We start from the raw sequence: 13,150 nt of genomic DNA, 5'->3' as shown, positions 1-13,150 counted from the left end.
ATAACTATTTTATCATTAAACAATTTTATTTGCATTTTTATTAAATTGGGTGTATAATATTTATCTGTGTTGGCCAGGTAGCTCAGTTGGTAGAGCATGCGGCTGAAAACCGCAGTGTCGGCGGTTCGATTCCGCCCTTGGCCACTTTATATCTCTTTTATAATACTTTTATCTTTTAATTCATCATATAGTTGTTTTATACTCTTTTTTAAAACAGGATGGATAAAATCCGGTTCTAAATCCAATAAAGGTTTTAACACAAAATCTCTTTCTACAATTCTTGGATGTGGAATTTCTATATTGCTATCTTTATATATTAGGTTATCGTAAAACAATATATCTATATCTATTTCCCGTGGTCCCCATTTAAATCTAAAAATCCTTCCAACTTTTTTTTCTACATCTTTTGTAAATTCAAAAAGAGATTTAATATCTAAATCGGTGTATCCTTTTATTGCTGTATTTATAAAATTTTCCTGATTTTCATATCCTACCGCTTTTGATTCATAAAACTTTGCGACTTGAATATCTTGTATTTTTTCCGATAAAAGGATTATGGCTTTTTGAATATTATTAATTTTATTTCCGACATTAGAGCCAAGTCCCAAAAATATCTTGATTTTTTTCATTTTAAAAAAGGCTCCCAAAGAGAGCCGATTTTTATTCTGTAAATACCTGACCTTCTACCGGTGATACTTCCACACCTTGTTGAGTAAGCCAGTTTATAGCTTTTTCTATCTCTTCTTCTTTTCCGATTATTTCAAGTTCAAGCCAGCCTATTTTTTCCTGAACATTAGCTTTTCTTATATTTATATCTACATCAAAACTTTTACATAATTTACTGAGGATTGGCTCCTTTATTTTTTCTTCCGGATATATAAGTTTAAGCTTCATTGAGCTCATTATCTAACCCCACCTGCTATTGCCGGAATTATAGCAACAACATCTCCATCTTTTAATGGAGTATCTTTTCCTTGTAAAAATCTTATATCTTCATCATTTACAAAGAAATTTACAAATTTTCTTATTTCTCCATTTTCATCAACGAGTCTATCTTTTATTCCAGGAAATTCTTTTTCTAAATTTTCTATTAATTCTCCTATTGTGTTTGCTTCTATTTTTACTTCTCCTTGCCCTTGGGTAATTCTTCTTAATGCTGTTGGTATTCTAACTGTTACCATGCTTAGCCTCCTTTTATAACTTTTTCTTTAAATTCTATTAAAGATGGTTTTATATGTATCGGTTTATTTAATTTTCCTTCTAATACTTCCATTGTTTTATATCCATTTCCGGTAATGTATGCAACCACAACTTCATCTTCTTTGAATACGCCTTTTTCCGCAAATTTTTTCAATACAGCAATTGTTGTTCCACCGGCAGTTTCTGTAAATATTCCTTCTGTTCTTGCAAGTAATTTTATACCTTCTATTATTTCTTCATTTGTAGCTATTTCTATATCTCCATTGCTTTCTTTTGCTGTTTTAACTGCATAAGGCCCATCTGCTGGATTACCGATTGCTATTGATTTTGCTATTGTATCCGGTTTTTCCGGTTTTATAAAATCTCTTCCTTCTTTAAATGCCTTATATATAGGACTGCATCCTGAGGCTTGGGCTCCATACATTCTCGGTGGCTTTCCTTCTACTAATCCAAGATTTATAAATTCATTAAATCCTTTCCATATTTTTGTATATAAAGAGCCTGAGGCAAGAGGTGCTACTACTGCATCCGGAATTTTCCATCCAAGTTGTTCTGCAACTTCAAAAGCAAGAGTTTTAGAACCTTCTGCATAAAAAGGTCTTACATTTATATTAACAAAAGCCCATCCAAACTCATTTGCAATTTCTGAGGATAATCTATTAACATCATCATAATTTCCATCTACTGCAACAACGGTAGGATTAAAAACTAAGCTACCTATAATTTTATTTGTTTCAAGATTTGAAGGAATAAAAACGAAGCATTTCATACCAGCAGAAGCCGCATGGGCTGCTACTGAGTTTGCAAGATTTCCGGTAGAAGCACAGGCTGCCGTATCAAATCCAAACTCTTTTGCTTTTGATAATGCTACCGATACAACCCTATCTTTAAATGATAAAGTAGGGTGATTTACAGAATCATCTTTTATATATAAATTTTTTATACCAAGTTCCTTTCCAAGATTTTCTGCTTTTATTAAAGGTGTAAAACCAGCCGATAAGCCTACCGTTGGATTTTCTACCGGTAGTAAATCTATATATCTCCAAAGGCTTTTTGGCCCTTTTTCTATCTTTTCTTTTGATATTATGGATTTTATATATTCATAATCATAATCTATTTCAAGAGGTCCAAAGCAGTATTCACATACATGAATAGGTTCAACCGGATAAGTTGCACCACATTCTTTACATTTTAAAGCTTTAATTTTTGCCAATTTTTGCACACCTCCGGAAAATTTAGATAGAAATTATATCATATTCTGTGTTAAAATATTTTTAAAAGTTTTAAACAAATGGAGCTTTATATGACTTTTCAAGATATTATAATATCTTTGCAAAAATACTGGACTGAAAAAGGTTGTATTTTGTGGCAACCATACGATATAGAAGTTGGTGCAGGGACAATGAATCCTGCTACATTTTTAAGGGTTTTGGGCCCTGAGCCCTGGAATGTTTGTTATGTAGAACCATCAAGAAGACCAAAAGATGGAAGATATGGAGAAAATCCTAACAGACTTCAACATTATTATCAATTTCAAGTAATTTTAAAACCTACACCGGAAAATCCTCAGGAGTTATATCTACAAAGCCTTGAAGCTCTCGGAATAGATTTAACTAAGCATGATATTAGATTTGTGGAAGATGATTGGGAAAGTCCTACACTTGGAGCTTGGGGACTTGGATGGGAAGTTTGGCTTGATGGAATGGAAATAACCCAATTTACATATTTTCAACAAGCAGGAGGCTTAGATTTACCTTCCATAAGTGTTGAGATAACTTATGGTCTTGAAAGAATAGCCACATATTTGCAAGGTGTTGATTCTGTATATGATATAGTTTGGGCAGAAGGTTTAACTTACGGAGATATATATAAAGAAGCAGAAAGACAATGGTCTATTCATAACTTTGAGGTTGTAGATATAGATTTTCTAAAAAAATCATTTGATATGAATGAAGAACAGGGTTATAAACTTATAGAAAAAAATCTTCCTATACCGGCTTATGATTATGCTTTAAAATGTTCCCATTTATTTAATTTACTTGATGCAAGAGGAGCAATATCTGTAAATGAAAGGGCAAGATATATAGCAAGGGTTAGAAATCTTGCAAGAGAATGTGCAAAAGCATTCTTATCCCATAGAGAAGAGCTTGGATATCCACTTATTAAGGAGAAAACCTAATGGCAAATTATTTGTTTGAGATAGGAACAGAAGAATTACCTCCAAAAGCTATAAATATATTACTTGAATATTCACAAAATTTTTTTGAGGAAAAATTAAAAGATTTCTTTTTATATCAAACTCCTGAAAATATATCTATCTTCTCTACACCAAGAAGACTATCAATTTTACTAAAAAATCTAAAAGATAAAAAAGAGCAGGAGGAGATAATAATTATAGGGCCACCGGCAAAAGTTTCTTTTGATAATGAAGGCAAATTTACAAAGGCAGCTATATCTTTTGCAGAAAAAAATAATATTCCCCTTGAAAATTTAAAAGTTATTACAACAGAAAAAGGCGAGTATTTAGGAGCTACAGTCATCAAAGAAGGGGAAGATTTAAAAGAAAGAATAAAAGAAGTTTTAAAAGAGTTTTTTGAAAATTTACCACCAATGAAAACAATGAGATGGGAAAGTTCCGGATTTAGATTTCCAAGACCTATAAGATGGATAGTTTCCCTTCTTGATGATAAAGTTATAGATTTTGAGATAGCAGGAGTAAAAGCCGATAGATACACATATCTTCATAGATTTATGACAAATACGGTAGGAAGAGGAGAAAAAAAAGAGTTAAAAGATGCATTATCTTATGAAGAAATTACAAAACTTGGATTTATTATAGCAAATAGAAAAGAAAGAAGAGAAGCAATAGAAAAAACATTATCTGCTTTTGGAAAAGTTTTAAATGCAGAAGCTATCTTAGACCAAGATTTGATAGATGAAGTAACAGATTTAACAGAATATCCGGTAGCCATTGTAGGTGATTTTAATCCGGAGTATCTTACACTTCCAAAGGAAGTAATAATAACTGTTTGCAAACACCATCAAAGATATTTTAACTTTATACAAAATGATAAATTAATACCTAAATTTTTAGCCTTTTCAAATAATTCAGTAAAAGAGAAAGAAGTTATTAAAAATGGATATGAAAAAGTTTTAAAAGCAAGACTTGAAGATGCATTATTCTTCTATAAAGAAGATTTAAAGAAAAATCTTGATGAGCTTTATGAAAAGCTATCAGGTATCCAATTCCATGAAAAACTTGGCTCAATCAAAGATAAAGTAGAAAGAAATAAAAAAATAGCATTAATAATTGCAAACTATTTAAAAGATGTAAATTTACAAAAGCTTGAAAGGGCTAATAAATTATCCAAAGTTGATTTAGTTACAGAAATGGTAAAAGAATTTGATGAACTACAAGGCATAATGGGAAGATATTATGCATTAAAACAAGGGGAAGAGCAGGAAGTAGCAGATGCAATATATGAGCATTATCTTCCAAAAACAGCAGAAGACCAGCTCCCAACAACAAAAATTGGCACAATACTTGCCCTTGCAGATAAAATAGATACCTTAATTTCATTTTTCAGCATAGGAGAAATACCAAAAGGAGCATCAGACCCATTTGGTTTAAGAAGAAATGCAATAGGTGTTGTCCGATTGCTTGTAGAAAAAGAGCTTGATATAGATTTAAAAGAGTTACTTGAAAAATTAACAGATAATCAAGAAGTCATAGAGCAACTTTTAGAGTTTATAACAAACAGATTTGAAGGATTATATAAATATGATAAAGATATAATAAATGCAGTCCTTTCAACAAAAGAGTATAATCTATACAGAGCAAAGTTAAAAATAGAGGCAATTTCTGAACTTAAAAAGAGGGAAGATTTTGAAGATATAATAACCGTATTTAAAAGAGTTGGAAGAATAATACCTCAGGATTTTGAAGGTGTTTTAAAAGAAGATTTGCTTTCTCAAAAAGAAGAAAAAGAGCTTTATCAAAAGATGGTTGAGATAAAAGATAAATTTAATAAAAAAGTAGAGAATAAAGAATATCAAGAAGCATTATTATCTTTACTAAAGTTAAAACCTTATATAGATAGATTTTTTGATAATGTAATGGTGATGGTAGATAATCAGCAAATAAAAATAAATAGATTAGCTTTATTAAATGAGATAAATAATTTATTTAAGAAAATAGCTGATTTTACAAAAATAAATTTTTAAGGAGGATTTAAAAATGGCTACTGACAAATTAATTGTGTGGCTCAGTGAAGTAGGAATGGAAGACATAGGATTAGTAGGTGGTAAGAATGCTTCCCTTGGTGAAATGATAAAGGGGTTGTCTTCCAAAGGAATAAAAGTTCCTATGGGATTTGTTGTAACTTCTGAAAGTTATTATTACTTTATAAGACACAACAATTTTGAAGAAAAAATAAGAGAGATTTTGTCAGGACTTGACCCTAACAATATTGAGGATTTATCTAAAAGAGGATTACAGGTTAGAGAGCTAATTAAAAGCGGAAAATTCCCTGAAGATTTAAAAGAAGCTATAATCAAAGCTTATGAAGAACTTAGTAAAATGTATAATCAATATAGGGTTGATGTTGCAGTAAGGTCTTCTGCAACTGCCGAAGATTTACCTCATGCATCTTTTGCAGGACAGCAAGATACGTATCTTAATATAAAAGGAGATGAAACATTATTAAATGCTATCAAAAGATGTTTTGCTTCTTTATTTACAGATAGGGCAATATCTTATAGGGAAGCATTCAAATTTGACCATTTTAAGATAGGGCTTGCTGTTGGTGTTCAAAAGATGGTTAGGTCTGATTTAGGCTCTGCCGGTGTGGCATTTTCTATTGATACAGACAGCGGATTTAAGGATGTGGTTCTTATAAATGCAGCTTATGGACTTGGAGAGATGGTTGTCCAAGGGGCAGTTACACCTGATGAATTCTTGGTATTTAAACCAACTTTGAAAGAAGGATATGAATCTATAATAGAGAAAAAACTTGGCAAAAAAATCCATAAAATGGTTTATGGAACATCTCCTGATGAAAGAACGAAAATAATTGCTGTATCAAAAGAAGACCAAGCTAAATTTGCTTTAACAGACCCAGAAGTTTTACAACTTGCAAGATGGGTAATGGCAATAGAAGAATACTACTCTAATAAATACGGAAAATGGACACCAATGGATGTAGAATGGGCAAAAGATGGAGAGCTAAATGAGTTATTTATCGTTCAAGCCCGTCCAGAAACTATCCATTCAAGAAAAGACCACTCTAAAATAGTAACATATAAAATAGTTGAACCTTATGAAATAAGAGAGAAAAAAAGAATAGTAGAAGGTATAGCAGTAGGGGATAAAGTTGCTTTTGGAAAGGTAAGAATATTACATGACCTTAAAGATGCTAAGAATTTCCAAGCTGGAGAAGTGCTTGTTACTGATATGACTGACCCTGATTGGGAGCCTATAATGAAAAAAGCAGCTGCAATAGTAACAAATAAAGGTGGTAGAACATGCCATGCAGCAATAGTTGCAAGAGAACTTGGGGTTCCTGCAGTTGTAGGAACAGGCAATGCTACAGAAGTATTAGAAAATGGACAGGAAGTAACGGTTTCCTGTGCAGAAGGTGATGTTGGTTATGTTTATGATGGGAAAATAGAGTTTGTAGTAGAAGAAACTGATATAAATACTCTTCCGAAAACAAAAACACCTATTATGATGAACGTAGCATCTCCGGAAGGTGCTTTTGATTTTTCATTCTTACCGAATGCAGGGGTTGGTCTTGCAAGGGAAGAATTTATTATAAATAACTATATAGGTATTCACCCTCTTGCATTGATAAAATTTGATGAAATTAAACAAAAAGACCCTGCACTTGCAGAAAAAATAGAAGATATAACATTTGGATATGAAAATAAAGAAGAGTATTATATTAAAAAACTTTCTTATGGTATAGCAAAAATAGGTGCTGCATTCTATCCAAAACCGGTTATTGTTAGATTTTCTGATTTTAAATCTAATGAATATGCAAACTTAATAGGTGGAAGATATTTTGAGCCGGAAGAAGAAAACCCAATGCTTGGATGGAGAGGAGCATCAAGATATTACTCACCACAATTTAAAGAAGCCTTTGGTCTTGAATGTAAAGCTATACTTAGAGTAAGAAATAAAATGGGATTAAAAAATGTTATAGTTATGGTTCCATTCTGTAGAACACCGGAAGAAGGTAAAAAAGTTCTTCAAGTAATGGAAGAGTATGGCTTGAAAAAAGGAGAAAATGGATTACAAGTATATGTTATGTGTGAGCTTCCGTCTAACGTAATGCTTGCAGACCAATTTGCAGAAATATTTGATGGATTTTCAATAGGTTCTAATGACTTAACCCAGTTAACTCTTGGATTGGATAGAGATTCTTCACTTGTTGCTCATCTTTATGATGAAAGAAATGAAGCAGTAAAAAGATTAATATCCCATGTTATAAAAGTAGCAAAAGAAAAAGGAAGAAAGATAGGAATATGCGGACAGGGTCCTTCAGACTTCCCTGAATTTGCACAATTTTTAGTAGAACAAGGTATAGATACAATATCTATAAACCCTGACTCTGTATTAAAAACAACAAAAGCAATATATGAAATAGAGGAGAAACTTGGATTACACCAATAAAAATGAAAGGCTTAAATATATAAGAAATTTCTCTATAATAGCCCATGTTGACCATGGGAAATCAACATTGGCTGATAGATTGATAGAGTTCACCGGTGCAATAGAAAAAAGAGAAATGAAAGAACAACTCCTTGATACCCTTGATATAGAAAGGGAGAGAGGAATTACTATAAAACTTCAAGCAGTTAGATTAAAATATAAAGATTATATATTACATCTTATAGATACACCGGGACACGTAGATTTTGGATATGAAGTTTCAAGGTCTCTCGCTGCATGCGAGGGAGCCTTGCTTTTAATAGATGCAACCCAAGGCATAGAAGCCCAAACAATAGCTACATTCTGGCAAGCCCTCAATCTAAATCTTGAAATAATACCGGTTATAAATAAAGTAGATTTACCTTCTGCAGATGTAGAAAGAATAAAAAGACAGATAGCAGATGTTCTTGGACTTGACCCGGAAGGAGCCATTCTTGCTTCCGGAAAAGCCGGTATAGGAATAAAAGAGATATTAGATGCAATAGTTGAAAGAATACCACCACCAAAAGGAGATGAAGACAAACCCTTAAAAGCATTAATATTTGATTCTTATTATGACCCATATAGAGGTGCAGTTGCTTTCGTAAGAGTAATAGATGGAAAGGTTTCCGTAGGAACAAGAATAAAGTTATTTTCAACAGGAAAAGAGTTTGAAGTGACAGAAGTTGGAGCCCAAACTCCAAAGATGGAAAAACTTGAAGAATTAAGAGCCGGAGATGTTGGATATATAGCAGCTGCTATAAAAGATGTGAGGGATATTAGGGTTGGAGATACTATAACAGATGCAAAAAAACCGGCAGATGAGCCTATTGAAGGATTTAGACCGGCAAAGCCAATGGTATATGCAGGTTTATATCCAACAGGAAACACAACCTTTGAAGATTTGAGAGATGCCCTTGAAAAATACAGCATAAACGATGCAGCAATCACTTATGAAGTAGAATCTTCACCGGCACTTGGACTTGGTTTTAGATGTGGATTCTTAGGATTACTACATCTTGAAATAGTTCAGGAAAGATTAGAAAGAGAATATGGTGTAGAGCTTATAACAACAGCTCCTAATGTTATCTATAAAGTTATTACCAAAAAAGGAGAAGAAATAGAGATAAGAAATCCATCAGAGCTTCCTGACCCTACAAAAATAGATAAAATATTAGAACCGTATATAGAAGCAAGTATAATAACACCTTCGGAATATGTCGGTGCAATAATGCAACTTGTTCAAGAAAAAAGAGGCATTCAAAAAAGTTTTGAATATTTAGACCAAAAAACAGTTTTACTCAGATATGAGATACCGATGGGAGAGGTCTTATTTGATTTTCATGATAAATTAAAAACAGCCACAAGAGGATATGCATCTTTTGATTACGAATTCGTAGGATATAAAGAAGGCGATTTGGTAAAAATGGATATATTAATCAATGATGAGCCGGTAGATGCTCTATCATTTATAGTCCACAAAGATAAAGCTTATAGAATAGGCAGAAATATTGTTGATAAAATGAAAGAAGTAATACCAAGACAATTATTTGAAGTGAAAATACAGGCAGCAATCGGCTCTAAGGTTATAGCATCTTCAAAAGTTCCTGCACTCAGAAGAGATGTATTGGCAAAATGTTATGGTGGAGATATAACAAGAAAGAAAAAACTCCTTGAAAAGCAAAAAGAAGGAAAAAAGAGAATGAAGCAGTTTGGTAAAGTAGAGCTTCCACAAGAAGCATTTTTGAGCATATTAAAGGCTGATTAATGCTAAAAAGAAAGTTAAAACTTGCAAATAGATTTAAAGAGATAACTTTAGCTTTATCTTCTCTTGGTATATTTAATATTTATGAATATTTTAAAGCTTTATTTGGATTAGAAACAGAGGAAGATTTAAAACCTCAGAAAATAAGAGAAACCCTTGAATATCTTGGACCTTCATTTATTAAACTCGGACAGATATTAAGTATCAGACCAGATATAGTCCCACAATCAATTATAAGAGAGCTTATAAAACTTCAAGATAAAGCTTCACAGATAGATTTTCAAATTATAAAACAGATATTAGAAAAAGAATATGCACCTAAAAAATTAGAAGATATATTTTCCCATATAGAAGAAACACCCTTAGCTTCTGCATCAATATCTCAGGTTCATATAGGAATATTAAAATCCGGTGAAAAAGTAGCCATAAAAGTAAAAAGACCTAATTTAGAAGAGCTAATCTCCTTAGATGCAGACTTATTTTTAAGTATAATCTCTTTTTTAGAAAAGCATTCGAAAACAATAAAAGAGCTTGATATAAAAGGTGTTATTTATCAATATAAATATACAACATTAAGAGAAGCAGATTTTGAAATAGAAGCACAGAATATAGAATTTTTCAGAAAAGTATTTAAAGATAATCAAAATATAAAAATACCAAAATGTTATAAAGAAATATCCACAAAAAATGTTCTTGTAATGGAATTTTTAGAAGGTAAAAAAATATCTGATTTAGATGATAAATTTGATAAAAAAAGATTGGCAGAAATAATAACAGATGCATATTACAAAATGGTTTTTGATATAGGTGTATATCATGCTGACCCACATCCGGGAAATCTATTGGTTTTAAAAGATGGCAGAGTAGGTATATTAGATTTTGGTATGATTGGTAAATTAACCGGAGCAAAAAAAAGATTATTATATGAACATATATTTGCAGTTGTTAATTTAGACACAACCCTTGCTATGAATTTTTATGAAGGAATGAAGATGATAACTCCAAAAACAGATATAGACAATCTTGAATATCAGGTAAGTATCTTTATAGATAAATATCACAACAAAACATTAGCAAATATAAATTTAAAAGAAATGGTGCTTGAAATTATTGAGCTTGTAAGAGAAAACCATTTAAAACTTCCTACCGATTTAGCATATCTTGGGAAAGCAGCAATAGGATTAGATGGAGTTATAAGAGTTCTTGATGAAAACTTTAATCCAACCGAAAGATTAACCCAATTTTTACAAAAATCTCTTACAGATTATGCAAAAGAAAAATTAAATGAGATAAAAGATATTATCAGTTTTTATTATAATCTTTCTTTTAAAATTGATGAAATACTAAAAATATTAAGAAGAGAAAGAATTACATTTCAGATTTTATTCAAAGATCATGAAGAGATAAGAGATTTATTTATATCTCAGATAAATAAATTATCATTGGCTATAATTACTGCCGGATTTTTTATATCTTCAGCATTATTTAATATCTCAAATCAACATTCTCTATCCAATTTCACCCTGTATTTTGGATTTTTTATTTTATTTATTTTGATATACAAGATATTAAGGGAATAAATGTCACAAAACAAAATATCTTTAAAAATGAAAAAATATTACCTAAATCTAATATAAGTAGAAAACCAAAATTAACAATGCAACTATCCTTGTCTTACATTAAATTATACCAAAACCAATATAAAATAATGTTAATAATATTAATGACAGAGAAAGAAATTGCCGTTGCAAGATTAGCAGGATTCATTGGAAAAAACTTCACTTCACGAATCTGCTCTTGAGATACTTGAAGCTTATGAACTTTTAAATATATAAAAGAAGGGGCTTTATGTCCCTTAACATTCCTCTTTTAACATATAATTAATATCTTCTCTATCTAAAACTCTTATTATACTTGTTGAGCCTGTAACTCCTCCAACAAATCCAACAAGAGTTATAACAACATCATCAGGCTTGAAATCTTCTTTGTATGCTTTATTTACAAAATGACACAAAAGCTCTTCAGAATTTTTACCTTTATCAATTATCATATAAGGTTTTACACCCCAGACTATGTTAAGCCTTCTAAAGGTTTTAATATCGTAAGTTATTGCAAGTATTGGAGCTTTAGGTCTAAATTTGGAAACATTTATTACTGTTCTTCCGGATTTTGTAAATGCAACTATTGCCTTTGCTGACAGTCTTTGTGAAAGTTTTGTTGCTGAATATGCTATCGATTGGGTTTTATCCTTTATAGATTCATACTCTCTGTGGAAATTGTAAATGTTTTCTGTTTCTATTATTGTTTTTTTCATAACTTGAACAGCTTCGACAGGATATTTTCCTACTGCTGTTTCATCTGAAAGCATTACAGCATCAGTTCCATCTAAAACAGCATTTGCTATATCTGATACTTCTGCTCTTGTAGGTCTTGGAGAGTTTAGCATAGAGGTAAGCATCTGGGTTGCTGTTATTACAGGTTTTCCTGCTTCATTACATTTTTTTATAATCATTTTCTGAATAACAGGAACCTTTTCCATCTCAATTTCAACCCCGAGGTCTCCCCTTGCAACTATTATTCCGTCAGAAACATCTATTATCCCTTCAATGTTCTCAACTGCTTCATGTTTTTCTATTTTTGCAAATAAAGGTTGGTCTCCACCGTAAGATTTGATTATTTCTTTTGCTTTTAAAATGTCTTCAGGAGTTTTTACAAATGAAAGTGCAATTATATCAATGCCTTCTTTGATGCCAAACTCTATATCTTTTATGTCTTTTTCTGTTAATGATGATATATCAAGTTTAACTTTTGGAAAATTTACTCCTTTTCTTGAAGATATAACACCTCCAACCAATACTTTTGCTGTTACACCCTCATTATCTACATCTATAACTTCAAGTCTAATAAGACCATCGGCTATATATAGCATATCTCCTTTTTTTAATTTATCTAAAATCTCCGGATGGTTTATGGTAATCTTTTCCTTTGTTCCTATAACTTCTTCTTTAACTATTTTTATGGTCTCTCCGTAAGAAACATTAAAAGGCTCTTTAACTTCTCCTATTCTAATCTTAGGTCCGGATAGGTCTTGTAAAATAGCTACATGTTTATTTAATTTTTCACTCACATTTCTAACTTTTTGTAAATTCTCTTTATGGATTTTGTGTTCTCCATGAGAAAAATTAAATCTAAATACATCAACACCTTCATTTATAAGCTTTTCTATCATATCTTCAGATGCTGTTGCCGGTCCAAGTGTTGCAACTATTTTTGTTTTTTTCATATTTGTCCCACCTCTTAATTTTTATCAAATTTTATCATATTAGTTAAGAGATTGTAGTTGTTAATAAATATATCTTTACAAATACTCTAAAAAGCTTTATATTTATATATTATGAATGAGAAAATAATAGAAGCATATAAATATAGACACTTTGGTAATAATAAAGCAAGGAATATCTTCAGGAGAAGTTCTCTTGGAAACTTAATCACTC

10 protein-coding genes and 1 tRNA gene are annotated in these 13,150 nt (G+C 31.2%); 6 read left to right on the top strand and 5 right to left on the bottom strand.

The features are described 5' to 3' along the window. Positions 1-71: 71 nt before the first annotated feature. Positions 72-144 (top strand) — tRNA-Phe (locus tag QOR43_RS03470). Positions 145-146: 2 nt separating this feature from the next. On the opposite strand, the gene folK is transcribed toward QOR43_RS03470, so the two are convergent. Genes folK through thrC form a run of 4 tightly spaced genes read right to left on the bottom strand, consistent with a single transcriptional unit; the run spans position 147 to position 2,413 of the window. Then, positions 147-629 (bottom strand): 2-amino-4-hydroxy-6-hydroxymethyldihydropteridine diphosphokinase, encoded by a 483-nt coding sequence (gene folK, locus QOR43_RS03465; RefSeq protein WP_265134109.1) that lies wholly within the window; start codon positions 627-629, stop codon positions 147-149. 31 nt (positions 630-660) lie between these two features. Then, entirely contained in the window at positions 661-903 is a 243-nt protein-coding gene (locus tag QOR43_RS03460; protein WP_265134110.1) for an NIL domain-containing protein, read from the bottom strand. Further along, positions 903-1,181, bottom strand: a complete 279-nt coding sequence (locus QOR43_RS03455; RefSeq protein ID WP_265134111.1) for a MoaD/ThiS family protein — start codon at positions 1,179-1,181, stop codon at positions 903-905. Before QOR43_RS03455 ends, QOR43_RS03460 begins: the two co-directional genes overlap by 1 nt. 2 nt (positions 1,182-1,183) lie before the next feature. Continuing rightward, entirely contained in the window at positions 1,184-2,413 is a 1,230-nt protein-coding gene (gene thrC / locus QOR43_RS03450; protein WP_265134112.1) for a threonine synthase, read from the bottom strand. A 90-nt stretch (positions 2,414-2,503) separates the two neighbouring features. On the opposite strand from thrC, the gene QOR43_RS03445 reads away from it, so the two are divergent. Genes QOR43_RS03445 through QOR43_RS03425 form a run of 5 tightly spaced genes read left to right on the top strand, consistent with a single transcriptional unit; the run spans position 2,504 to position 11,236 of the window. Then, complete coding sequence (locus QOR43_RS03445; RefSeq protein ID WP_265134156.1) at positions 2,504-3,379, top strand: glycine--tRNA ligase subunit alpha; 876 nt, start codon at positions 2,504-2,506, stop codon at positions 3,377-3,379. Further along, positions 3,379-5,424, top strand: coding sequence for a glycine--tRNA ligase subunit beta (gene glyS / locus QOR43_RS03440; RefSeq protein WP_265134113.1), 2,046 nt, complete (start codon positions 3,379-3,381; stop codon positions 5,422-5,424). The genes QOR43_RS03445 and glyS overlap by 1 nt, the downstream gene beginning before the upstream one ends. A gap of 13 nt (positions 5,425-5,437) precedes the next feature. Continuing rightward, the gene (gene ppsA / locus QOR43_RS03435; protein WP_265134114.1) at positions 5,438-7,873 is read left to right on the top strand and encodes a phosphoenolpyruvate synthase; all 2,436 of its coding nucleotides are present in this window, start codon (positions 5,438-5,440) and stop codon (positions 7,871-7,873) included. Then, positions 7,857-9,659 (top strand): translation elongation factor 4, encoded by a 1,803-nt coding sequence (lepA, locus tag QOR43_RS03430; protein WP_265134115.1) that lies wholly within the window; start codon positions 7,857-7,859, stop codon positions 9,657-9,659. Before ppsA ends, lepA begins: the two co-directional genes overlap by 17 nt. After that, positions 9,659-11,236 carry an ABC1 kinase family protein gene (locus QOR43_RS03425; protein ID WP_265134116.1) on the top strand — a complete coding sequence of 526 codons (1,578 nt, stop codon included), beginning with the start codon at positions 9,659-9,661 and terminating at the stop codon, positions 11,234-11,236. Before lepA ends, QOR43_RS03425 begins: the two co-directional genes overlap by 1 nt. Positions 11,237-11,511: 275 nt before the next feature. Here the strand turns inward: QOR43_RS03425 and pyk are convergent, their stop codons facing one another. Further along, positions 11,512-12,939, bottom strand: coding sequence for a pyruvate kinase (gene pyk / locus QOR43_RS03420; RefSeq protein WP_265134117.1), 1,428 nt, complete (start codon positions 12,937-12,939; stop codon positions 11,512-11,514). Positions 12,940-13,150: the final 211 nt, after the last annotated feature.

It is taken from the genome of Venenivibrio stagnispumantis (genome assembly GCF_900182795.1).
GTDB classification, from domain to species: domain Bacteria; phylum Aquificota; class Aquificia; order Aquificales; family Hydrogenothermaceae; genus Venenivibrio; species Venenivibrio stagnispumantis.
The sequence above is the reverse complement of the archived record's forward strand: the minus strand, read 5'-3'. Positions and strand labels throughout refer to the sequence as shown.